Source organism: Pseudomonas sp. NFACC05-1 (genome assembly GCF_900100135.1).
In the GTDB taxonomy this organism is placed as follows: domain Bacteria; phylum Pseudomonadota; class Gammaproteobacteria; order Pseudomonadales; family Pseudomonadaceae; genus Aquipseudomonas; species Aquipseudomonas fluorescens_Q.
The window spans coordinates 127320-149798 of sequence record NZ_FMTR01000002.1 but is presented as its reverse complement, the minus strand read 5'-3'; the positions used below and the strand labels follow the sequence as shown (position 1 = coordinate 149798).

Below are 22479 nucleotides of genomic sequence, written 5' to 3'. Positions count from 1 at the left end.
AAGGCTGCGATCGAGCCGGTTTACTGAATGATCAGGTTGTTGAACAACAGGTCATCGACCATCGGCTTGCCGGTTTCGTCGTTCATCACCTGCTGGGTCTGCTTCAACGCTTCCTGACGCAGCTTTTCCTTGGCCTCAAGGTTGTTCATGGTCTCGGTGGTCTGCTGGGCGAACAGCGCCACCAACTGGTTGCGAATCAACGGCTCATTGGCCTTGACCGCCGCTGCTGCGGCATCTCCTGTCACGCGCAGGGCCACATCGGCCTTGTAGACCCTCAACTTCGCCGAACCGTCGAGCCCATAGTTGCCGACAAAGGGCGGGCTGAGGGTGATGTAGCTGACCTTCGGCGCCTCACCCTCCTTCGCTTCCTTGCCCTCTTCGGCCATCGCTGCCACAGGCAACGACAGGGCCAGCATCAACATGATCCACGCTTTCACAATTGATTCCTCATCCGGTTTGCGGCCCAGCATACCGCCCCGCCGTTCAAGCACAAGCTTATGGCCGGCTATCAGGGCAGGGCATGCTCGTTGACCCGTTGTCTCTCACACCTACACTTATCGGCCATCACTCCCAAAGGAATAGCCCTGATGAAAGCCGTGCTGTGCAAAGAATTCGGCCCCGCCGAATCGCTGGTGCTGGAAGACGTCGCCAGCCCCATCGCCAAGAAGAACGAAGTGCTGCTGGACGTGCATGCCGCCGGGGTGAACTTCCCTGACACGCTGATCATCGAGGGCAAATACCAATTCAAGCCACCCTTCCCGTTCTCCCCCGGCGGCGAAGCGGCGGGCGTCGTCAGCGACGTGGGAGAGAAAGTCAGCCACTTGAAGGTCGGCGACCGGGTGATGGCGCTGACTGGCTGGGGCAGCTTTGCCGAACAGGTGGCGGTACCTGGCTACAACGTGTTGCCGATCCCTGCGTCCATGGACTTCAACACCGCGGCCGCCTTCAGCATGACGTATGGCACCTCAATGCATGCCCTCAAGCAACGGGCCAACCTGCAAGCCGGCGAAACCCTGCTGGTGCTCGGCGCATCCGGTGGTGTCGGCCTGGCGGCGGTGGAGATCGGCAAGGCCATGGGCGCCCGGGTAATCGCGGCTGCCAGTAGCGCCGAAAAACTCGCCGTGGCGAAGGCGGCCGGCGCCGACGAATTGATCAACTACAACGAAACCAGCCTGAAGGATGAAATCAAGCGCCTCACCGACGGCCAGGGCGCCGATGTGATCTACGATCCGGTGGGTGGCGACCTGTTCGACCAGGCCATCCGCGCCATCGCCTGGAACGGCCGGTTGCTGGTGGTGGGCTTTGCCAGCGGACGCATCCCCGAGTTACCGGTGAACCTGGCCCTGCTCAAGGGCGCCGCCGTGGTGGGCGTGTTCTGGGGCTCCTTCGCCCAGCGCCAGCCCCAGGACAACGCCGCCAACTTCCAGCAATTGTTCGGTTGGTTCGCCGAAGGCAAGCTCAAGCCGCTGGTGTCGCAGGTGTACCCGCTGAGCAATGCGGCGCAGGCGATCAATGACCTGGGGCAGCGCAAGGCGGTGGGGAAGGTGGTTGTGCAGGTGCGTTGAATGCGTCAAAGCGGTCAGGACCTCAAGCGCCGGACCGCTATTGAGCCGCACTAAAGCAACTCGCGAATCTCCTGCGGCAGCATCCGCACATACCGTGCCGCAGGAAAACTCCCGCAACGCTGCACGATCGTAGGCAGGAGCCTGTTGAACCGGGCGATCAAGGCCAAACGCTCCACATCCGGCAGCTGTTTCACAAAAAACACATTGGACAAGTAACTGCGGGTGTAACGGAACGGGAGTAAATCCTCTACCCACGGCTGTCCCCTGGCATGCGAATTGATGACCGAGCATTTCCAGGTCTTGATCCACTTGTTGGCATCCAGTGGCAAGCCATCCAGGCGGAACTCGAAGGGCGCTACGACGTGCGTCTGCGCCGGATGCTCGTGGTCCACCGTCCACGGCCTGAAGCGCCATTGCCTCACGGCCTTCCGTGCGGCCTCGGCGAAATCCGGATGATCGCTGCGCAGGATCGCGACTTCATCGACACGACCATCGGCATGCACCGTGAAGCCGACCCGGACCACACCCATGACGCCCTTCCGGTGCAGGGCCGTCGGGTAGTCCGGCTTGGGATTGTGCTCGGGCACCAACAACACATCCGTCGCCCCGCTCGTAGCGGACAAGCACAACAACAGCATCACGACACACCACCTCATGCCCTACCCCTCACCTGAATGCCAGACCTGGCAAAGACATAGAGGGTAGAGGGCGCGGCCCTGGGGCTAAATAGCGAGACTTCCCATTTGGGTGAAGGACCTTTCCCACTGTCCTGCCCCCTAGCCACCGATGCACCGCATGAAAAAAGCCTGTGGCGACATTTCCTACAACAGCTTTCGCCAATACCTGAGCGACATGTTCGTTTAAGAACATTCGATCAGAAAAATTTCGCTGTTTAAACGATAAGAACCAATGATATTTTCGGTAACGAAACTGTAACATTCGCATCCGCAGTCATAACAAGAACCTGGAGCCCTTGAATGTTTGCTTTCTTTCGCCCTGCCGCTCATCAGGCGTCCCTGCCTGAAGAAAAAATAGACAGCACCTACCGACGCCTGCGCTGGCAGATCTTCGCCGGGATCTTCATTGGCTACGCCGGCTATTACCTGTTGCGCAAGAACTTCTCCCTGGCCGTGCCGTACCTGATCGACGAAGGTTACACCCGTGGTCAGTTGGGCCTGGCCATGTCGGCCATCGCCATCGCCTATGGGCTGTCGAAGTTCCTGATGGGCCTGGTGTCCGACCGGTCCAACCCACGTTACTTCCTGCCCTTCGGCTTGCTGGTCTCGGCGGGGGTGATGTTCGTGTTCGGTTTCGCGCCTTGGGCAACGTCAAGCGTGACCATGATGTTCATCCTGCTGTTCATCAACGGCTGGGCCCAGGGCATGGGCTGGCCACCCAGCGGACGGACCATGGTGCATTGGTGGTCGCAGAAAGAACGCGGCGGCGTGGTGTCGGTGTGGAACGTGGCGCACAACGTCGGCGGCGGCCTGATCGGCCCGTTGTTCCTGCTGGGGATGGGCTGGTTCAATGACTGGCACGCGGCATTCTATGTGCCGGCTGCAGTAGCGCTTGCCGTTGCAGTGTTCGCCTTCGTGACCATGCGCGATACCCCACAATCGGTGGGCCTGCCGCCGATCGAGAAATACAAGAACGACTACCCGGAAGGCTACGACGCCAGTCACGAGAACGAATTCAGCGCCAAGGAAATCTTCGTCAAATACGTGCTGCGCAACAAAATGCTCTGGTACATCGCCATGGCCAACGTGTTTGTCTACCTGCTGCGCTACGGCGTGCTGGACTGGGCGCCGACCTACCTCAAGGAAGCCAAGGGCTTCACTGTGGACAAGAGCTCCTGGGCCTATTTCTTCTACGAGTGGGCGGGCATTCCCGGCACGCTGCTGTGCGGCTGGATGTCGGACAAGATCTTCCGTGGCAACCGTGGCCTGACCGGCATGGTGTTCATGGCCCTGGTGACCGTAGCGACGCTGGTGTACTGGCTGAACCCGGCCGGCAACCCGACCGTCGACATGATCGCCCTGGTTTCCATCGGTTTCCTGATCTACGGCCCGGTGATGCTGATCGGTTTGCAGGCACTGGAACTGGCCCCGAAAAAAGCCGCCGGTACCGCCGCAGGCTTCACCGGCTTGTTTGGTTACCTGGGTGGTTCGGTCGCGGCCAGTGCCGCCATGGGTTATACCGTGGACCATTTTGGCTGGGACGGCGGTTTTGTGTTGTTGATCGGTGCTTGCCTGCTGGCGATGGCCTTCCTCGCGCCAACCCTGTGGCACAAGCAAATCGCCAGTCAGAGCCGCGAAGCGGTCGCCTGATCCAGCGCTGATTTACAGCGCTTGAGCCGCGCCTCCAGATTCCGGTCTGGCATGGCGTGGCTGCGCAGGGCGTGGATGGTCTGCTCGACATAATCGCGAGTGGTGCCATAACGCCCACAGGCGCTTTCAAATACCTGGCTCAGCACATGGTCCGGCAGGTTGCCGGCATAGCTGGGCAGGTGTCGCTCCAGTACAAACCCCAAGGCTTGCACCCGGCTGCCATCCTCGAGACGGCAACTGAGCCAATGCGGGCGATAGGACGGGACCGGCATCTCGCGTTGCCACAGGGCAAACAGCGAATCCTCGAGATTCTCCTCCGGCAATCGGTAGGCGAAACCGCTGCACGAGCCGCCGTGATCCAGCCCGAACACCAGCCCCGGCAACTCCGGTGTACCGCGATGCTCGTGGGACCACAGGTACAAACCGCGATGGTAACCATGGACCCGGCCGCGCATCCGCTCCACCGCCGTGCATTCGGGCCGCCAGATCAATGAACCGTATGCGAACAGCCAGACCGGACCGCCCTGGTGGAGACTCATGGTCAATTGCATCGAGGCGAGCAATTGCTCACGGGTCAGTTGCGGGCCCAGGTCGAGCCTTGGCGGGTACAAGGCACAGGTAATGGCGGATTCGATAGCGGTCATGGCCGATAGCGTAGGGCTCCTCGCAATTCATCAAGCTGGATGGTGCGCCGTCATGACACTGACGCTTGGCAGAACCAAGGCAAATTAGATGCCATGAATGCTCGGGGCGCTGGCATATACCATAGCGGCATCTGGCTCATGGGTTAAATATCGAATAGGTATATCGGGCGATATATGACCCGTGGCGAGGGAGCTTGCTCCCGCTGGGCTGCGAAGCAGCCCTAAAAAACTTGCGGTCGCTGCGCAACCGAGCGGGAGCAAGCTCCCTCGCCACGGGATTCGGGTGAGTTTTTAAGTACGCGGCGCATAGGCGAAGACATCCGCACGCATTTGATGGGCGTCCATTCCGGCTTCGACCAGTGCATCGAGCGTGGCGTAGATCATGGCCGGCGAGCCGCTGGCGTAGACGTGCACGCCGGATAGATCGCTGATGTCCTCGCATACCGCTTCATGGAGCATGCCGCAGCGCCCTTCCCAGCCGCACAAGTCGCTGACGACTTTGTGCAGGAACAGGTTCGGCAGTTTTTTCCATTCGTCCCAGTGCTCGATTTCATAGAAATCTTCCGGCCGCCGCACGCCCCAATACAGGTGCACCGGGTGCTTGAAACCCGCCGCCCGGCAATGCTCGATCAGGCTGTGCATCTGCGCCATGCCGGTTCCGGCGGCGATCAGTACCAACGGGCCGTCGGGCAGTTCGGACAAATGCGTGTCGCCAAAAGGCATCTCGATACGCACGCTGGGGTTGCGCCGCAGTTGCTCCAGCAGGGCTTGTGCACTGCTTTCGCGCACCAACACGTGCAATTGCAGCTCGCGCCCCGAATGCGGCGCCGAGGCCAGGGAGAAGGCCGATTTTTCGCCGTTTTCCCGTTCGATCATCAGGTACTGCCCGGCGTGATAGCGCGGCGGCTTGCCGGCCGGCGCACGCAGGCGCACTCGCCAGACATCGCCCCCCACGTCGGCGCACTCGACCACCTGGCACGCCAGGTTGCGTACCGGTAGCTCACCCGGCGACAGCACGCCATCCCACAACACCACGCAGTCCTCCAGCGGCTCGGCGATGCAGGTGAAGATCTCACCGTGATCGCGCACCTCGCCCGCCTGTTCCACACGGCCCTCCACCAACAACGCGCCGCAGACGTGGCAGTTGCCGTTGCGGCAACTTTGCGGGCATTCATAGCCCAGGCGCCGCGCGCCATCGAGAATCCGCTCGGCGGGCCGGATCTCCAGCACCGCCCCGGAAGGCTGCAAGGTTACACGCATCAATCTATTCCTAACTGATTCCAGATGGCATCGATCCGTTGGGTAACGGCTTCATCCTTGACGATAACCCGGCCCCACTCACGAGTGGTTTCACCGGGCCATTTATGCGTGGCATCGAGCCCCATTTTCGACCCCAGGCCGGACACTGGCGAGGCGAAGTCGAGGTAGTCGATCGGCGTATTCTCGATCATCACCGTGTCGCGCTTGGGGTCCATGCGCGTGGTAATGGCCCAGATCACGTCGTTCCAGTCCCGTGCGTTGATATCGTCGTCGGTGACGATAACGAACTTGGTGTACATGAACTGTCGCAAAAACGACCAGACACCGAGCATCACCCGCTTGGCGTGCCCCGGATACGACTTCTTCATGGTCACCACGGCCATGCGATACGAACAGCCTTCCGGGGGCAAATAGAAATCGGTGATTTCCGGAAACTGCTTTTGCAGGATGGGCACGAACACTTCGTTCAGCGCCACGCCGAGAATGGCCGGCTCATCGGGCGGACGGCCAGTATAGGTGCTGTGGTAAATCGGCTTGATCCGATGGGTGATGCGCTCGACGGTAAACACCGGGAAGCTGTCGACTTCGTTGTAGTAACCGGTGTGGTCGCCGTACGGCCCTTCATCGGCCATTTCGCCAGGATGGATCACCCCTTCAAGGATGATCTCGGCGGTGGCCGGCACTTGCAGGTCGTTGCCGCGGCACTTCACCAGTTCGGTGCGGTTGCCGCGCAACAGGCCGGCGAACGCATATTCGGAAAGGCTGTCGGGCACGGGCGTGACCGCGCCGAGGATGGTCGCCGGGTCCGCACCCAGGGCCACCGACACCGGGAATGGCTGGCCGGGGTGTTTTTCACACCACTCACGGTAGTCCAGTGCTCCGCCCCGATGGCTCAGCCAGCGCATGATGACCTTGTTGCGACCAATTACCTGCTGACGATAGATGCCCAGGTTCTGGCGATCCTTGTTCGGGCCCTTGGTGACGGTCAGGCCCCAGGTGATCAGTGGTCCTACGTCGCCCGGCCAGCAGGTCTGCACAGGGAGCATGGCCAGGTCGACATCGTCGCCCTCGATCACCACTTCCTGACAGATAGCGTCCTTGACGACTTTCGGCGCCATGGAAATGATCTTGCGGAAAATCGGCAGCTTGGACCAAGCGTCCTTCAGGCCTTTCGGCGGCTCGGGTTCCTTGAGGAACGCCAGCAGCTTGCCGATTTCGCGCAGTTCGCTGACCGCTTCGGCGCCCATGCCCAGAGCCACGCGCTCCGGCGTGCCGAACAGGTTGCCCAGCACCGGAATGTCGTAGCCCGTGGGGTTTTCGAACAACAACGCCGGGCCTTTGGCCCGAAGCGTGCGGTCGCAGACCTCCGTCATCTCCAGCACTGGAGAGATGGGAATCTGGATGCGTTTCAACTCGCCGCGCTGCTCCAGTTGCTGCACGAAATCCCGAAGATCCTTGAATTTCATTGAGATGCCACCCCGAAAATAGGCGTACATCCTACCTGCTCTAACGCCCAAACAGCAGCCCGTGCGTGCGCAGCAGCGATCAATTGTCGGTTGTACCCACCAGCACCGGCGCAAACAATGGGCTCAGCCGGGCACTGCCGATGTCAGACAGATGATCCTCGTCCTTGTATTGCATATACCCACCAACCACGATGCTGCAGACTTGGCCCGCACACATCAGCGGGGTAGGGTCGATGACATGCACGCCGGGGTCGGCGGCGCTCATCGAGTCGAACAACCCACTCAGGAAACGCTGGCGGGACAAGTGCTCCTGAAGCGGGCGCCCCAAGCCCTCGGTCGAACGCCCGACCCGGGCCAGGCTCACCAACCGGCTGACAACGCCCTTGTGCTGCAACGGTACCTCCTTGAACAACCAGACTTGCGCGCCTGCTGCCCTTATCGCTGCCACTCGCGCCTTGAGCGCCGCGGCCAGACGTGTTTCGGCCTCGGCGGTATTGTCGCGAGGGTTGAGCAACAACTCTTTATCACCGTTCTCACGACCGTAGACGTAAAGACTCCAGTTGGACGCGAGCACCACGTCGCTGATCTGCAGGCGACGAACCTGATCCATGGTCCGTTCGTTAAAGTCCTTGCATCGCTGTCGGGGGGCGTCGCTCAGGATCGGCGGGCAACCGCTCAAGCTGTAGAGCCATACCGGGCGCCCTTCGGGGGCAGCACCGGTTTCAATCGCCGGCAACAATGCGGCGGCATGGCTGTCGCCCCAAAACAGTTGAGTCGCCGGCGCCTCTTTGTTCCTGCCGATCAAGCACGCCTTGTCCAGGTTCTTGTCCGAATTCGCTGACATGCATTTCATTTGCCCGGCCCGCCACTCTCGCGCCTGAGCATATTCCAGGGCCTTGCCCGTAAGGCGCTGGGGAAAACCATCGGCCGAGCGCACCACTGACCCCGTCACCGCCAGGGCAACCATCGCCAGCAAACCGGCGGCCAGCATCGGCTTGCGTGCGACCAGCACACGCTTTTCACGAAACGGAAGCTCGACGAAACGCCAGCTCAACCAGGCCAGGCCCAGCGCCAGCAGAATCCAGCCCGCCGCCTCCCAAGCCTGGATACCGTCGATCGAAATGGCATTGGCATAGACATAGACCGGCCAATGCCACAGATAAAAGGAATAGGACAGCAGGCCAACCCAGACGAGCACCCTGGCACTGAGTGCCTGAGCCACCCAGGTCGAACCCTGGGCACCGGACCAGATCAGCGCAGTGGTGCCAAGCACCGGCAGCAAGGCGGCCCAACCCGGAAATCGAGTGGCCTTGTCAAAAGTGAAAACCGCCACCAGGACAGCAGCCAGCCCGGCCACACCCGCGAGCTGACAGAGCCATGGTCTCACCGGCTGTTTCGATGCAGGCCACACCGCGAGCATTGCGCCGCTTAACAATTCCCAGGCCCGAGTCGGCAGCGAAAAGAAGACGAAGTCAGGCTTGCGGTCGATAGAGGCGACATTCAGTCCGAAAGAAACCAGCAGCACGGCAAACAGCATCCAGCGCCAATGGCGAACGTGGCGCATCAACAACACCATCAACAGCGGAAAGAAGATGTAGTACTGCTCTTCAACCGCCAGGGACCAGGTGTGGAGCAAGGGCTTGAGGTCCGACGCGGGCTCGAAGTAACCGTCCTCACGCATGAACAAGATATTGGAAATGAACAGCGCCTGATAACGAACCGCCCTACCCAGCTCCGAAAAATCCTTGGCCGTCAGCAGCAACCAGCCCAGGGCCAGCGTTGCCACCAGCACCACGCTCAAGGCCGGAATGATTCGCCGGGCACGGCGCGCCCAAAAATCGACGAAGCTGAAACGCTGCGCACTGATCTCGCGAAACAGGATGCTGGTTATCAAGAAACCGGAAATGACGAAAAAAACGTCAACACCGACAAAGCCACCACTGAATGTGCTGAAGCCGAAGTGAAACAGCACCACAGGAATAACGGCCAGGGCCCTCAAACCGTCGATGTCACGGCGGCTGCCGAACGTGCGCATAACGATCCTTGTCGTTTTACAAGATGATGCAAGCACGGACACTACCGGCTTGGTAAAGTTGTCTTTTTTGATACAAAGCCACGAAAAAAAAAGGGCGCCCCTGTTCGGGGCGTCCTTTTTTTGAAACATGCTGGGTGTTACTTGCGTTTCATCGACAGGAAGAACTCGTCGTTGGTCTTGGTCGTCTTCAGCTTGTCGACCAGGAACTCGATGGCGGCGACTTCATCCATCGGATGCAGCAGCTTGCGCAGGATCCACATGCGCTGCAATTCGTCATCGGCGGTCAGCAACTCTTCGCGGCGTGTGCCGGAACGGTTGATGTTGATGGCCGGGAAGACACGTTTCTCGGCGATACGACGATCCAGAGGCAGCTCCATGTTGCCGGTGCCCTTGAATTCCTCGTAGATCACTTCGTCCATCTTCGAGCCGGTTTCAACCAGCGCGGTGGCGATGATGGTCAGCGAACCGCCTTCCTCGATGTTTCGCGCGGCGCCGAAGAAACGCTTCGGTTTTTCCAGCGCGTGGGCATCGACACCACCGGTCAGCACCTTGCCAGAGCTCGGGATGACGGTGTTGTAGGCACGGGCCAGACGAGTGATGGAGTCCAGCAGGATCACCACGTCCTTCTTGTGTTCGACCAGGCGCTTGGCCTTCTCGATCACCATTTCGGCAACCTGCACGTGGCGGGTCGGCGGCTCGTCGAACGTCGAGGCGACCACTTCGCCGCGCACGGTGCGCTGCATCTCGGTCACTTCTTCCGGACGCTCGTCGATCAGCAGCACGATCAGATGAACTTCAGGGTTGTTACGGGCGATGTTGGCCGCGATGTTCTGCAGCATGATCGTCTTGCCCGCTTTCGGCGGCGCCACGATCAAGCCACGCTGGCCTTTGCCAATGGGTGCGCACAGGTCGATGACTCGACCGGTGAGGTCTTCGGTGGAACCGTTGCCGGCTTCCATCTTCATGCGCACGGTCGGGAATAGCGGGGTCAGGTTCTCGAAGAGAATCTTGTTCTTCGCGTTTTCCGGACGGTCGAAGTTGATCGTGTCGACCTTGAGCAGGGCGAAGTAACGCTCGCCTTCCTTCGGAGGGCGGATCTTGCCAACGATGGTGTCACCGGTGCGCAAGTTGAAGCGACGGATCTGGCTCGGCGAGACGTAGATATCGTCCGGGCCGGCGAGATAGGAAGCGTCTGCGGAGCGAAGGAAGCCGAAGCCGTCCTGGAGAATCTCCAGCACGCCATCACCGGAGATTTCCTCGCCGCTTTTCGCGTGCTTCTTGAGCAGGGAGAAAATCACGTCCTGCTTGCGCGAACGGGCCATATTTTCTATGCCCATCTGTTCGGCCAATTCGAGCAGTTCGGTAATCGGCTTTTGCTTGAGTTCAGTCAGATTCATATAGGAATGACGTAATCATTTATGGAGGGGGGAAATTAAGCTTTTGGCTTAATGAGGCCGCGCCGCGGAGAAGGCGACAGGATCGCGTACTTATTCGAAAGGAGAGCGTCGGCGACGGCTTGCAGGGGGCAATGGAGAAACCAGTGCGGGGCCGAATGTACCACCTGGGTTTACAAGCGTCTAGCCCTGAATAACGAAAAAGCCCCGCGATTTGCGGGGCTTTTTCAGTGGCATTCGGCGCTTAGATGTTGGCGTCGAGGAAAGCAGCCAGTTGCGACTTCGACAACGCACCGACCTTGGTGGCTTCGACGTTGCCGTTCTTGAACAGCATCAGGGTCGGGATACCGCGTACGCCGTGCTTGGCCGGAGTCTCCTGGTTTTCGTCGATGTTCAGCTTGGCAACGGTCAGCTTGCCTTCATAAGTGGTAGCGATTTCGTCCAGGACCGGGGCGATCATTTTGCACGGACCGCACCACTCTGCCCAATAGTCGACCAGTACCGGGCCTTCCGCCTTGAGTACTTCTTCGTCGAAGTTATCGTCGGTAACGTGTTTGATCAGATCGCTGCTCATGGAAATCTCCGGGGTTGTCAGCAAAAAAACGTGGCCCATGATAGCGGCCCTTCCGGGGTTCAGGAAGCCGCAGTTGATTGAGTCTCGCTATGACGAAAGACGTATTTGGGTATGGCTCAACTCACGAAGCGACGGGGGCGACGAAGGCAATCCCGGTACGCAACGCCGCGTTACGTACATGTTCCTGCATGGCTTTTTGCGCAGCGCCCGAAGCGCGGCGAGCCAAGGCGCGGAGGATCTTGCGATGCTCCTGCCACGTTTCCATCGCCCGCTCCGCCCTGATGAACGGTAGTTTCTGGCTTTCCAGGAAGATCTCGGCGCTGGCGGTGAGAATGCTCAGCATCGCCTGATTACCGCTGGCCAGCAGGATGCGCCGATGAAATTCGAAATCCAGCCGCGCGGCGGCGTCGAAGTCGCCGATCTTCAATTCCCGTCGCATGGCTTCGACATTGTCTTGCAGCATGTCCAGCTCATCGGCGCTGAGCGTCACCGCCGCCAACCCCGCCGCGAAACCCTCCAGGGCGTAGCGCAACTGGAAGATATCCACTGGCGAGGCCTGGGCCGCGAACGGCCAGCCCGGCGCCGATTCGCTGCGTGGAGCCTCTACCGGTGCCTGCACGAAGACCCCTTTACCCGGCTGCACGCTGATCATCCCCAAGGCGCTCAACGATGACAGCGCCTCGCGCAACGACGCCCGACTCACCCCCAGTTGCAGCGCCAGGTCCCGTTGCGACGGCAGCGCATCGCCCGGGCCGAAGCCTTCATCGACGATCAGTTTGCGAATGGCTTGCAGGGCCACTTCAGGAACGGCGCGAGCGATGGAATTCATGATTTTTTAGACGAACCGGGCCAGTGAGCGGCTAGTTGTAAAGCTATTCGCCGCGCCCGGCAAGTCGTGCCCCAGCAGGGTTCGGCGACAAATACCGACGCCCGATAACGGTGCGAAAAACGCCGCGACTGTTCAGACCAGTAAGACCGCCCTCCGCCAGCAAAACCGCGGCTTGGGCCGCTGAAAAGTCGCCTTGGCATGGCCTGTGCTCTGTCCGAACGCAGAAATCACATCACCGATTGCGGAGATTCGCCATGATTCAGCGTTGCAGCGCCCTGCTCACAGCTCTGTTTGCCAGCCTGATGCTCTGTCAGCTACCCGCCCACGCCGATGGCCTGGAAGACGTGGTCAAGCGTGGCACCCTCAAGGTCGCCGTGCCCCAGGACTTCCCGCCATTCGGTTCGGTAGGCCCGGACATGAAACCCCGCGGCCTGGACATCGACACCGCAAAACTGCTGGCCGACCAGCTCAAGGTCAAGCTTGAACTGACACCGGTCAACAGCACCAACCGCATCCCCTTCCTGACCACCGGCAAGGTCGACCTGGTGATTTCCAGCCTGGGCAAGAACCCGGAGCGGGAAAAAGTCATCGACTTCTCCAGCGCCTACGCACCGTTCTACCTGGCCGTGTTCGGTCCGCCTGACGCCGCCATCAACAACCTGGACGACCTCAAGGGCAAGACCATCAGCGTCACCCGTGGCGCCATCGAAGACATCGAGCTGACCAAGGTCGCCCCCGAAGGCACCACCATCAAGCGCTTCGAAGACAACAACTCGACCATCGCCGCCTACCTGGCCGGTCAGGTGGACCTGATCGCCAGTGGCAACGTGGTGATGGTCGCCATCAGCGAACGCAACCCCAAGCGTGTTCCGGCCCTGAAGGTGAAACTCAAGGACTCGCCGGTGTACGTGGGCGTGAACAAGAACGAGCCGGCGCTGCTGGACAAGGTCAACCAGATCCTCGCCACCGCCAAGACCGATGGCAGCCTGGAGAAAAATTCCCAGACCTGGCTCAAGCAGCCGCTGCCGGCCGATCTCTGACCGTCGCTTGAGAGGCTGAGCATGGCTTATCAGTTCGATTTTCTGCCGGTGGTGCAAAACACCGAGCTGCTGTTGCGCGGCGCGCTGTTCACCCTGGAACTGACGGCCATCGGTACGTTGCTCGGGGTCAGCCTAGGCATCGTCGGGGCCGTGGTGCGGGCGTGGAACATTCGCCCGTTCGCGGCGATCTTCGGCGTATACGTGGAGTTGATCCGCAACACGCCGTTCCTGGTGCAGCTGTTTTTCATCTTCTTCGGTTTGCCGTCCCTGGGCCTGCAGATTTCCGAATGGCAGGCGGCGGTGCTGGCGATGGTGATCAACCTCGGCGCCTATTCCACCGAGATCATCCGCGCCGGCATCCAGGCGATCCCGCGGGGGCAACTGGAAGCGGCCGCGGCCCTGGCGATGAGCCGCTTCGAGGCCTTCCGCCACGTTGTGCTGCTGCCGGCATTGGGCAAGGTCTGGCCGGCGTTGAGCAGCCAGATCATCATTGTGATGCTCGGCTCGGCGGTGTGTTCGCAGATCGCCACCGAGGAGTTGAGCTTTGCCGCCAACTTCATCCAGTCACGTAACTTCCGCGCCTTCGAAACCTATGCGCTGACCACGCTCATCTACTTGTGCATGGCGCTGTTGATCCGCCAGTTCCTGAACTGGGTGGGCCGCCGCTGCCTGTACAAGAGCAGCAACGGGAGCGGCCGATGAGCGATTTCACTTTCTGGGACGTGGTGCGCAACCTGCTCACCGGCCTGCAATGGACCCTGGCGTTGTCGCTGGTGGCGTTTATCGGTGGCGGCGTGATCGGTTTGCTGATCATGGTGTTGCGCATCTCCAAGAGCGCCCTGCCCCGCAACATCGCCCGGACCTACATTGAGCTGTTCCAAGGCACACCGCTGTTGATGCAGCTGTTCCTGGTGTTCTTCGGCGTGGCCCTGGCCGGGGTAGAGATTTCGCCGTGGATGGCGGCGGCGATTGCCTTGACGCTGTTTACCAGCGCCTATCTGGCGGAGATCTGGCGCGGTTGTGTCGACTCGATCTCCCACGGCCAGTGGGAAGCCTCGGCGAGCCTGGCCCTCAACCCGCTGGAGCAGTTGCGCTACGTCATCCTGCCCCAGGCCCTGCGCATCGCCGTGGCGCCGACCGTGGGCTTTTCGGTGCAAGTGGTCAAGGGCACGGCCGTGACGTCGATCATCGGCTTTACCGAACTGACCAAGACCGGCGGCATGCTCGCCAATGCCACGTTCGAGCCGTTCATGGTCTATGGCCTGGTCGCCCTCGGTTATTTCCTGCTCTGCTACCCCTTGTCCCTCAGTGCGCGCTACCTGGAAAGGAGACTGCATGCCTCTGCTTAGAATTACCGCCCTGCATAAATACTACGGCGATCATCACGTGCTCAAGGGCATCGACCTGAGTGTCGAGGAAGGCCAGGTGGTGGCGATCATCGGCCGCAGCGGCTCGGGCAAATCCACCTTGCTGCGCACTCTCAATGGCCTGGAATCGATCAATGATGGCGTGATCGAAGTCGACGGCGAATACCTCGATGCGGCCCGCGCCGACCTGCGCAGCCTGCGCCAGAAAGTCGGGATGGTGTTCCAGCAGTTCAACCTGTTCCCGCACCTGACGGTCGGCGAGAACGTCATGCTGGCGCCACAGGTAGTGCAAAAAGTGCCCAAGGCCAAGGCGGCCGTGCTGGCGCGGCAGATGCTGGAACGGGTCGGGCTTGGCGAGAAATTCGATGCCTTCCCCGACCGCTTGTCCGGTGGTCAGCAACAGCGGGTGGCGATCGCCCGGGCGCTGGCGATGTCGCCGAAAGTGCTGCTGTGCGACGAAATCACCTCGGCCCTGGACCCCGAGCTGGTCAATGAAGTGCTCAGCGTGGTGCGGCAGTTGGCCAAGGAAGGCATGACGCTGATCATGGTCACCCATGAAATGCGTTTTGCCCGGGAGGTCGGCGACAAACTGGTGTTCATGCACCAGGGCAAGGTGCATGAGGTGGGGGATCCCAAGATATTGTTTGCCAATCCGCAGACGGCGGAGCTGGCGAACTTTATCGGGACCGTCGAGCCGGCCTGATTTTCTCAGCCAAAAAGCTCTTGTGGCGAGGGAGCTTGCTCACGCTCGGCTGCGCAGCAGTCGTAAAACCGGCCAGCCGAGTTTTCCTGATGGACCGCGTTGAATGGCTTTGGGGCCGCTTCGCAGCCCAGCGGGAGCAAGCTCCCTCGCCACAGGGAACTGCTCTGGCTCAAGGGTTTGGTTCAGGTGCGTTGGCGTAGGCGGTCGATCGTGGCAGGATGGTAAGGTTATCGACCGAGACTTTTTGACCATGCCGCCATCCCAAGCCAAGAATCTGTCCCTGATCGCCGCCATAGACCTGGGCTCCAACAGTTTCCACATGGTCGTCGCCAAGGCCCAGAACGGGGAAATCCGCATTCTTGAGCGGCTCGGCGAGAAAGTCCAACTGGCCGCCGGTATCGACGAAGAACGCCAGCTGAGCGAAGAATCCATCCAGCGCGGGCTTGACTGCCTCAAGCGGTTTGCCCAACTGATCAATGGTATGCCCTTGGGCGCGGTGCGGATCGTGGGCACCAACGCCCTGCGCGAGGCGCGCAACCGTGGCGAGTTCATCCGCCGTGCTGAAGAAATCCTCGGGCATCCGGTAGAAGTCATTTCCGGCCGTGAAGAGGCTCGCCTGATCTATCTGGGCGTTTCCCATACCTTGGCCGACACCCCAGGCAAGCGCCTGGTGGCGGACATCGGTGGCGGCAGTACCGAATTCATCATCGGCCAGCGCTTCGAACCGCTGCTGCGCGAAAGCCTGCAGATGGGCTGCGTGAGCTACACCCAGCGTTATTTCCGCGACGGCAAGATCACCCCGGCCCGCTATGCCCAGGCCTATACGGCGGCGCGCCTGGAGATCATGAGCATCGAGCACGCCCTGCACCGCCTGACGTGGGATGAAGCCATTGGCTCCTCGGGCACCATTCGCGCCATTGGCCTGGCCCTCAAGGCCGGCGGGCATGGCACCGGCGAGGTCAATGCCGAGGGCTTGGCCTGGCTCAAGCGACGGGTGTTCAAGCTCGGCGATGCCGACAAGATCGACTTCGAAGGCATCAAGCCCGACCGCCGGGCGATTTTCCCCGCGGGCCTGGCGATCCTCGAGGCGATTTTCGACGCCCTCGAACTGCACCGCATGGACCACTGTGAAGGCGCCCTGCGCGAAGGCGTGTTGTATGACCTACTGGGGCGTCATCATCACGAAGACGTGCGCGAGCGCACCCTGGGCTCGCTCATGGAGCGTTATCACGTCGACCTGGAGCAGGCCGCACGGGTCGAACGCAAGGCACTGCATGCCTTCGACCAGGTGGCCGACGATTGGGACCTTAACGACGGAGTCTGGCGCGAATTGCTGGGCTGGGCCGCCAAGGTCCATGAAGTGGGCCTGGACATCGCCCACTATCACTACCACAAGCATGGCGCCTACCTGATCGAGCATTCGGACCTGGCGGGGTTTTCCCGGGAAGACCAGCAAATGCTCGCGCTATTGGTGCGCGGCCACCGACGCAATATTCCCAAGGATAAGTTTGCCGAGTTCGGCGATGACGGCATCAAGCTGATTCGCCTGTGCGTGCTGCTGCGCTTCGCGATCCTGTTCCATCACATCCGTGGCACCCAGGAAATGCCCCAGGTGGCCCTGCATGCCGACGGCGATCAACTGGACGTGATGTTCCCCGACGGATGGCTGGAAGAAAACCAGCTGACCCAGGCCGACTTCGCCCAGGAAGCCGACTGGCTCACCCGGGTCGGGATTGTGCTGAACATTCACTAAGCCCCGCCACAACCCAGATCTATTGTGGTGAGGGGATTTATCCCCGTTGGGCCGCGAAGCGGCCCCAAAGAGTTGGAAGGTAATCAACCTGACACAACTGGCCCGCAGGTTTCAGGGCTGCTTCGCAGCCCAGCGGGGATAAATCCCCTCGCCACAGATATCCTTAAACCATCAGAACTGCATCACCCCAACCTTAACGAACCGCCAACACCGGGCTGCTCAAGCGCTCCAGCAACGTCGCCTGGGCACTGCGCGGGTTCTGGTTGCCGGTCGGGGTGTTGCGGATGTAGCGACCATCCGACTGCAGGCTCCAGCTGTGGGTGTTGTCGGTGAGGTAGCTTTCCAGCTCCTTCTTGACCCGCAGGATCAGCTTCTTGCCTTCCACCGGGAAGCAGGTCTCGACCCGTTTGTCGAGGTTGCGCTCCATCCAGTCGGCACTGGACAGGAACATCTGCTCCTCACCGCCGTTGAGGAAGTAGAACACCCGCGTATGCTCCAGGAAGCGCCCGATGATCGAGCGTACATGGATGTTGTGGGACACCCCCGCAATGCCCGGCCGCAGGCAGCACATGCCACGCACCACCAGGTCGATGCGCACGCCCGACTGGCTGGCCTTGTACAACGCACGAATGATCTTCGGGTCGGTTAGCGAGTTGAACTTGGCAATGATGTGGGCCGGTTTGCCGTCCAAGGCGAACTGCGTTTCCCGGGCGATCATGTCGAGCATGCCCTTTTTCAGGGTGAACGGCGCATGCAGCAGTTTCTTCATGCGCAGGGTCTTGCCCATGCCGATCAACTGGCTGAACAGCTTGCCGACGTCTTCGCACAAGGCATCGTCAGAGGTCAGCAGGCTGTAGTCGGTGTACAGGCGGGCGTTGGCAGCGTGGTAGTTGCCGGTGCCCAAGTGGGCGTAACGCACGATCTCACCGGCTTCACGGCGCAGGATGAGCATCATCTTGGCGTGGGTCTTGAAGCCGACTACGCCATAGATCACCACCGCACCCGCCGCCTGCAGGCGGCTGGCCAGTTGCAGGTTGGATTCCTCGTCGAAGCGCGCGCGCAATTCGATCACTGCCGTGACTTCCTTGCCGTTTCGCGCCGCGTCCACCAGGGCATCGACGATTTCCGAGTTGGCGCCGCTGCGGTACAGGGTCTGGCGCACCGCCAGGACGTGGGGATCCTTGGCGGCCTGGCGCAGCAGGTCGACCACCGGTGTGAACGACTCGAACGGGTGCAGCAGCAGGATGTCCTGCTTGCTGATCACGCTGAAAATGTTCTCGCTGTTTTGCAGCAGTTTCGGGATCTGCGGCGTGAACGGCAGATATTGCAGCTCCGGATGGCTGTCCAGGCCGGTGATGCTGAACAGTCGGGTCAGGTTGACCGGGCCGTTGACCTGGTACAACTCGGTCTCATGCAGGTTGAACTGCTTGAGCAGGTAATCGGACAGGTGTTTCGGGCAGGTATCGGCCACCTCCAGGCGCACCGCATCACCGTAGCGACGGGAGAACAGCTCGCCGCGCAGGGCGCGGGCCAGGTCTTCGACGTCCTCGGTGTCCACCGAGAGGTCGGCGTTACGCGTCAAGCGGAACTGGTAGCAACCTTTCACCTTCATGCCCTGGAACAGGTCATCGGCATGGGCGTGGATCATCGACGACAGGAACACATAATTGTCGCCAGGGCCACCGACGTCCTCCGGCACGCGGATGATCCGCGGCAGCAGGCGTGGCGCCGGAATGATCGCCAGGCCGGAATCGCGACCGAAGGCGTCGATGCCCTCCAGCTCGACGATGAAGTTCAGGCTCTTGTTGACCAGCAGCGGGAACGGGTGCGTCGGATCGAGACCGATCGGCGTGATGATCGGTGCGATCTCGTCGCGGAAATAGCGGCGCACCCAGGTCTTGATCTTGGTGTTCCAGTAGCGCCGGCGGATGAAGCGCACCTGGTGCTTTTCCAGCTCCGGCAACAGGATATCGTTGAGAATCGCGTATTGCCGGTCCACATGGCCGTGGACCAGCTCGCTGATGCGCGCCAGGGCCTGGTGCGGTTGCAGGCCGTCGGCACCGGCCTGTTCACGGGCGAAGGTGATCTGCTTCTTCAGCCCGGCGACGCGGATTTCGAAAAACTCATCCAGGTTGCTGGAAAAGATCAGCAGGAACTTCAACCGCTCCAGCAGCGGGTAGGACTCGTCCAGCGCCTGCTCCAGCACGCGGATGTTGAACTGCAGTTGCGACAGCTCCCGATGGATGTACAGGCTGCTGTCATCCAGGTTGGGAATCACAATCGCCGGGGCCGGTGCGGGCTCGACGACAGCTGGGGCAGCAGGCTCCAGCGTCGGCGGTGTCTCGGCAATCTGCTCGACCACGGGTTGAGCGTCTTTTACGGCAACTTCGGAGAGTCCTTCGGTATTCATCGCAAGTTCCTGGGAGGCTATTTCTGCTCTCGTAACAATTGGGCGGCGCGCACGGCAAAGTAAGTCAGGATGCCATCAGCCCCTGCGCGCTTGAAAGCGGTCAAGGACTCCAGGATCACCCCTTCGCCCAACCAGCCGTTCTGGATCGCGGCCATGTGCATCGCGTATTCGCCGCTGACCTGATAAACAAAGGTCGGCACTTTGAATTCGTCTTTGACCCGGCAAAGAATGTCGAGGTAGGGCATGCCAGGCTTGACCATGACCATGTCTGCCCCTTCTGACAAGTCAGCCGCCACTTCGTGCAAGGCTTCCTGACTGTTGGCCGGGTCCATCTGATAAGAGGCCTTGTTGGCCTTGCCCAGGTTCAGGGCCGAGCCGACCGCGTCGCGGAACGGACCGTAATAGGCGCTGGCGTACTTGGCCGAGTAGGCCATGATCCGCACGTTGACGTGACCGGCCACCTCGAGGGCTTCGCGGATCGCCTGGATGCGCCCGTCCATCATGTCCGACGGCGCCACGACCTGGGCGCCGGCCTCGGCGTGGGACAGGGCCTGCCTGACCAGTGCATCGACGGTAATGTCGTTCTGCACGTAGCCTTCTTCATCGAGGATACCGTCCTGCCCGTGGGTGGTGAACGGGTCCAGCGCCACGTCGGTGATCACCCCCAGCTCCGGGAAGCGCGCGCGCAAGGCGCGGGTCGCGCGCTGGGCGATGCCTTCCGGGTTCCAGGCTTCGGCGGCGTCCAGGGACTTGAGTGTCGGCGGCGTGACCGGGAACAGCGCCAGCGCCGGAATGCCCAGTTCGACCCAGTGGGCGGCCTCTTCGAGCAGCAGGTCGATGGTCAGGCGTTCCACCCCGGGCATCGACGCCACCGCTTCGCGACGGTTCTCACCGTCCAGCACGAATACCGGCAGGATCAGGTCATTGGTGGTCAGCACGTTTTCACGTACCAGCCGACGAGAGAACTCATCACGACGGTTGCGACGCAGGCGGGTAGCAGGGAACAGACGATTGGCGGGGGTAAAGCTCACGGCAGACTCCTGAGCCCGTGCTGACGGGCGAGCGTGACAGTTATAAGCGCCCATTATGACGAAGACATTACAGTTATGTGCACCTGCGTCCTGTCGTCGCAGTTATTGTCATTGTAGGAATTGTTCACGTCGAGACACATTTCGATACTTTCCTGAATGTGCCTGAAGGGTTAGGCTGCGCGTTCATTTCGCCAGCACCCAGACAATGCTCCAACAATTTCTGCATGACTTCGGCTACTTGGCCCTGTTTATCGGCACGTTCTTCGAAGGCGAAACTATCCTCGTGCTCGCAGGTTTCCTGGCGTTCCGTGGCTACATGGACATCAACCTGGTGGTCGTCGTGGCGTTCTGCGGCAGCTACGCGGGCGATCAGCTGTGGTATTTCCTGGGACGCAAGCACGGGCGCAAGCTGCTGGCCCGCAAGCCACGCTGGCAGTTGATGGGGGATCGGGCGCTGGAGCACATCCGCCGGCATCCGGACATCTGGGTCCTGAGCTTCCGTTTCGTCTATGGCCTGCGCACGGTGATGCCGGTGGCGATCGGTCTGTCAGGCTATCCGCCGGGTCGCTACCTGCTGCTCAACGGCATCGGTGCGGCGATCTGGGCCACGGCGTTGGCTGCGGCCGCGTACCACTTTGGCGCAGTGCTCGAAGGCATGCTGGGCAGCATCAAGAAGTATGAGTTGTGGGTACTCGGCGCACTGCTGGTGCTGGGCCTGGTCTTGTGGCTGCGCCGACGCATCAAGAATGCACGCCTGGCCAGGAAAGTCCTCGAAGCCGAGCGCCTGGAGCAAGCCAGGTCCGGCGAACCTACGACGCCAACCGAGTAAACCGGGTACGGCAGCAATATAGCCCGATGCCGCTGAGCAGGCTGTAGCTGAGCAGCCCGGCCCAGGCCACAGGGTTGGCCGGCCACAACCCGGCCAGTGGCGCCAGCCATACCAGCGGCAGGTTCGAGGCCAGCCGCAACAGCTCCAGCCGCAACGCCCACGGGCGATTCTCCAGGGCCACGCCCAACACGAACAGACCGAACGCCACCGCGCCCCAACCCAGCATCAGGGCGACGACCGGCAGGCTGGCTTCAAGGTTCATCAGATAACTGCCCAAGGCAATGTAGGCGCAGAACTGCAGCCCCACGTACCACTGCTGGCGAACATCCAACGGCACGTCGAATTTGCGGAACTGGCTCAAGTCCGACTTGTTCAGCGGGTACCTGGCCGCGACGTCCGCCGGACGCCAACCGGTGGGCATGAACCAGATCCGCAGCTTGTCCCACCAACGCCCGGCCCGCCTGGCATCGGCCCACAGCTGCGCATAAAACTGCAGGTTGGCCCACAACGGATTCCAGCTCTCCAGCGGCGTGGTCACGCCGAAAATCACCGGTTCGTTGACGTCTTCTTCCTGGAAGGTGCCAAACAGACGGTCCCAAATAATGAACACCCCGCCGTAGTTGCGATCCATGTAGAGAGGGTTCTGTGCATGGTGGGCACGATGATTGGACGGCGTCACGAAGCACCACTCCAGCCAGCCGAGCTTGGGAATGTGCTGGGTGTGGACCCAAAACTGGTACAGCAGATTCAACGCCGCAACGCTGACGAAGACCACCAGTGGCACACCCAATACGGCGAGCGGGACGTAGAAGATCCAGCTCAACAGGAACCCGGTACTGGTCTGGCGCAATGCCGTGGAAAGGTTGTAGTCCTCACTCTGGTGGTGCACCGAATGAGCGGCCCAGAGGATGTTGCGTTCATGGCCCATGCGGTGCAGCCAGTAGTAGCAGAAGTCGTAGAGCACAAAGGCAACCACCCAGGTCCAGGCCCGGTCGGCAGGCAGCTCGATGATAGCCAGGTGTTTCAACGCAAAGGCATAGGTCACCAGCCCCACGCCTTTGGTCAAAAGGCCCGTTGTGGTCGACAGCACGCCGGTGCTCAAGCTGTTGATCGCGTCGGCCACACGGTAGTGGCTCACGCCCCGCCAGCGATCGGCCAGCAACTCGACGGCGATCAGCACGAAGAAGAACGGCACGGCATACAGGATGAAGTTCATGACGCAACCCGGGCATGCGAGGCAGGGAGATAGTCG

The 22479-nt window shown here is 61.0% G+C and carries 20 protein-coding genes; 8 read left to right on the top strand and 12 right to left on the bottom strand.

Annotated features, from left to right (window positions below; translation table 11 throughout):
- Nucleotides 1-20 precede the first annotated feature (20 nt).
- Nucleotides 21-437 carry a flagellar basal body-associated protein FliL gene (locus tag BLO97_RS04835; protein ID WP_063325204.1) on the bottom strand — a complete coding sequence of 139 codons (417 nt, stop codon included), beginning with the start codon at nt 435-437 and terminating at the stop codon, nt 21-23.
- 150 nt (nt 438-587) lie between these two features.
- Here BLO97_RS04835 and BLO97_RS04830 point away from each other — a divergent pair, with 150 nt between their 5' ends.
- Entirely contained in the window at nt 588-1565 is a 978-nt protein-coding gene (locus BLO97_RS04830; RefSeq protein WP_063323866.1) for an NADPH:quinone oxidoreductase family protein, read from the top strand.
- 50 nt (nt 1566-1615) lie between these two features.
- Here the strand turns inward: BLO97_RS04830 and BLO97_RS04825 are convergent, their stop codons facing one another.
- Nucleotides 1616-2203 carry an energy transducer TonB gene (locus BLO97_RS04825; protein WP_256571680.1) on the bottom strand — a complete coding sequence of 196 codons (588 nt, stop codon included), beginning with the start codon at nt 2201-2203 and terminating at the stop codon, nt 1616-1618.
- Between the two features lie 339 nt (nt 2204-2542).
- Here BLO97_RS04825 and glpT point away from each other — a divergent pair, with 339 nt between their 5' ends.
- A complete protein-coding gene (gene glpT, locus BLO97_RS04820; protein ID WP_092221309.1) occupies nt 2543-3892 on the top strand; it encodes a glycerol-3-phosphate transporter in 1350 nt (449 codons plus the stop codon).
- On the opposite strand, the gene BLO97_RS04815 is transcribed toward glpT, so the two are convergent.
- The 7 genes from BLO97_RS04815 to BLO97_RS04785 form a co-directional block, all read right to left on the bottom strand.
- Nucleotides 3868-4536, bottom strand: coding sequence for a gamma-glutamylcyclotransferase (locus tag BLO97_RS04815; protein ID WP_092221307.1), 669 nt, complete (start codon nt 4534-4536; stop codon nt 3868-3870). The genes glpT and BLO97_RS04815 overlap by 25 nt on opposite strands.
- A gap of 291 nt (nt 4537-4827) precedes the next feature.
- Nucleotides 4828-5796, bottom strand: coding sequence for a CDP-6-deoxy-delta-3,4-glucoseen reductase (locus BLO97_RS04810; protein WP_092149175.1), 969 nt, complete (start codon nt 5794-5796; stop codon nt 4828-4830).
- Nucleotides 5796-7262, bottom strand: coding sequence for a 4-hydroxy-3-polyprenylbenzoate decarboxylase (gene ubiD / locus BLO97_RS04805; RefSeq protein WP_063325203.1), 1467 nt, complete (start codon nt 7260-7262; stop codon nt 5796-5798). Before ubiD ends, BLO97_RS04810 begins: the two co-directional genes overlap by 1 nt.
- A 79-nt stretch (nt 7263-7341) precedes the next feature.
- Nucleotides 7342-9297 carry an acyltransferase family protein gene (locus BLO97_RS04800; protein WP_092345170.1) on the bottom strand — a complete coding sequence of 652 codons (1956 nt, stop codon included), beginning with the start codon at nt 9295-9297 and terminating at the stop codon, nt 7342-7344.
- 137 nt (nt 9298-9434) lie between these two features.
- Nucleotides 9435-10694: a transcription termination factor Rho gene (gene rho / locus BLO97_RS04795; protein ID WP_003206716.1), complete on the bottom strand. Its 1260-nt coding sequence runs from the start codon at nt 10692-10694 to the stop codon at nt 9435-9437.
- Nucleotides 10695-10935: 241 nt separating this feature from the next.
- Nucleotides 10936-11265 (bottom strand): thioredoxin TrxA, encoded by a 330-nt coding sequence (trxA, locus tag BLO97_RS04790; RefSeq protein ID WP_092221303.1) that lies wholly within the window; start codon nt 11263-11265, stop codon nt 10936-10938.
- A 121-nt stretch (nt 11266-11386) separates the two neighbouring features.
- The gene (locus BLO97_RS04785) at nt 11387-12094 is read right to left on the bottom strand and encodes a FadR/GntR family transcriptional regulator (RefSeq protein ID WP_092149182.1); all 708 of its coding nucleotides are present in this window, start codon (nt 12092-12094) and stop codon (nt 11387-11389) included.
- Between the two features lie 254 nt (nt 12095-12348).
- Here BLO97_RS04785 and BLO97_RS04780 point away from each other — a divergent pair, with 254 nt between their 5' ends.
- The 5 genes from BLO97_RS04780 (at nt 12349) to ppx (ending at nt 16957) form a co-directional block, all read left to right on the top strand.
- On the top strand, nt 12349-13134 hold the full coding sequence (locus tag BLO97_RS04780; protein ID WP_014340791.1) for a transporter substrate-binding domain-containing protein: 786 nt from the start codon (nt 12349-12351) through the stop codon (nt 13132-13134).
- 21 nt (nt 13135-13155) lie between these two features.
- A complete protein-coding gene (locus BLO97_RS04775; protein WP_003206733.1) occupies nt 13156-13836 on the top strand; it encodes an amino acid ABC transporter permease in 681 nt (226 codons plus the stop codon).
- On the top strand, nt 13833-14483 hold the full coding sequence (locus BLO97_RS04770) for an amino acid ABC transporter permease (protein WP_003206735.1): 651 nt from the start codon (nt 13833-13835) through the stop codon (nt 14481-14483). The genes BLO97_RS04775 and BLO97_RS04770 overlap by 4 nt, the downstream gene beginning before the upstream one ends.
- A complete protein-coding gene (locus tag BLO97_RS04765) occupies nt 14470-15204 on the top strand; it encodes an amino acid ABC transporter ATP-binding protein (RefSeq protein WP_092221301.1) in 735 nt (244 codons plus the stop codon). The genes BLO97_RS04770 and BLO97_RS04765 overlap by 14 nt, the downstream gene beginning before the upstream one ends.
- Before the next feature lie 250 nt (nt 15205-15454).
- Nucleotides 15455-16957, top strand: a complete 1503-nt coding sequence (gene ppx / locus BLO97_RS04760) for an exopolyphosphatase (RefSeq protein WP_092149189.1) — start codon at nt 15455-15457, stop codon at nt 16955-16957.
- Between the two features lie 193 nt (nt 16958-17150).
- Here the strand turns inward: ppx and ppk1 are convergent, their stop codons facing one another.
- On the bottom strand, nt 17151-19367 hold the full coding sequence (gene ppk1, locus BLO97_RS04755) for a polyphosphate kinase 1 (protein WP_063323856.1): 2217 nt from the start codon (nt 19365-19367) through the stop codon (nt 17151-17153).
- 17 nt (nt 19368-19384) lie between these two features.
- Complete coding sequence (gene hemB / locus BLO97_RS04750) at nt 19385-20398, bottom strand: porphobilinogen synthase (RefSeq protein ID WP_063323855.1); 1014 nt, start codon at nt 20396-20398, stop codon at nt 19385-19387.
- Nucleotides 20399-20603: 205 nt separating this feature from the next.
- On the opposite strand from hemB, the gene BLO97_RS04745 reads away from it, so the two are divergent.
- A complete protein-coding gene (locus BLO97_RS04745) occupies nt 20604-21227 on the top strand; it encodes a DedA family protein (protein WP_003206742.1) in 624 nt (207 codons plus the stop codon).
- On the opposite strand, the gene BLO97_RS04740 is transcribed toward BLO97_RS04745, so the two are convergent.
- Nucleotides 21208-22443, bottom strand: coding sequence for a sterol desaturase family protein (locus BLO97_RS04740; RefSeq protein WP_092221294.1), 1236 nt, complete (start codon nt 22441-22443; stop codon nt 21208-21210). The genes BLO97_RS04745 and BLO97_RS04740 overlap by 20 nt on opposite strands.
- Nucleotides 22444-22479 lie beyond the last annotated feature (36 nt).

Excerpts from the sequence above, each read along its gene's own strand:
- BLO97_RS04770 (WP_003206735.1), top strand. The coding sequence starts at position 13,833 with ATGAGCGATTTCACTTTCTGGGACGTGGTGCGCAACCTGCTCACCGGC.
- BLO97_RS04765 (WP_092221301.1), top strand. The coding sequence starts at position 14,470 with ATGCCTCTGCTTAGAATTACCGCCCTGCATAAATACTACGGCGATCAT.
- glpT (WP_092221309.1), top strand. The coding sequence starts at position 2,543 with ATGTTTGCTTTCTTTCGCCCTGCCGCTCATCAGGCGTCCCTGCCTGAA.
- BLO97_RS04800 (WP_092345170.1), bottom strand. The coding sequence starts at position 9,297 with ATGCGCACGTTCGGCAGCCGCCGTGACATCGACGGTTTGAGGGCCCTG.
- trxA (WP_092221303.1), bottom strand. The coding sequence starts at position 11,265 with ATGAGCAGCGATCTGATCAAACACGTTACCGACGATAACTTCGACGAA.
- BLO97_RS04745 (WP_003206742.1), top strand. The coding sequence starts at position 20,604 with ATGCTCCAACAATTTCTGCATGACTTCGGCTACTTGGCCCTGTTTATC.
- BLO97_RS04740 (WP_092221294.1), bottom strand. The coding sequence starts at position 22,443 with ATGAACTTCATCCTGTATGCCGTGCCGTTCTTCTTCGTGCTGATCGCC.
- BLO97_RS04775 (WP_003206733.1), top strand. The coding sequence starts at position 13,156 with ATGGCTTATCAGTTCGATTTTCTGCCGGTGGTGCAAAACACCGAGCTG.
- ppk1 (WP_063323856.1), bottom strand. The coding sequence starts at position 19,367 with ATGAATACCGAAGGACTCTCCGAAGTTGCCGTAAAAGACGCTCAACCC.
- BLO97_RS04780 (WP_014340791.1), top strand. The coding sequence starts at position 12,349 with ATGATTCAGCGTTGCAGCGCCCTGCTCACAGCTCTGTTTGCCAGCCTG.
- ppx (WP_092149189.1), top strand. The coding sequence starts at position 15,455 with ATGCCGCCATCCCAAGCCAAGAATCTGTCCCTGATCGCCGCCATAGAC.
- BLO97_RS04785 (WP_092149182.1), bottom strand. The coding sequence starts at position 12,094 with ATGAATTCCATCGCTCGCGCCGTTCCTGAAGTGGCCCTGCAAGCCATT.
- BLO97_RS04825 (WP_256571680.1), bottom strand. The coding sequence starts at position 2,203 with ATGCTGTTGTTGTGCTTGTCCGCTACGAGCGGGGCGACGGATGTGTTG.
- ubiD (WP_063325203.1), bottom strand. The coding sequence starts at position 7,262 with ATGAAATTCAAGGATCTTCGGGATTTCGTGCAGCAACTGGAGCAGCGC.
- rho (WP_003206716.1), bottom strand. The coding sequence starts at position 10,694 with ATGAATCTGACTGAACTCAAGCAAAAGCCGATTACCGAACTGCTCGAA.
- BLO97_RS04815 (WP_092221307.1), bottom strand. The coding sequence starts at position 4,536 with ATGACCGCTATCGAATCCGCCATTACCTGTGCCTTGTACCCGCCAAGG.
- BLO97_RS04810 (WP_092149175.1), bottom strand. The coding sequence starts at position 5,796 with ATGCGTGTAACCTTGCAGCCTTCCGGGGCGGTGCTGGAGATCCGGCCC.
- BLO97_RS04830 (WP_063323866.1), top strand. The coding sequence starts at position 588 with ATGAAAGCCGTGCTGTGCAAAGAATTCGGCCCCGCCGAATCGCTGGTG.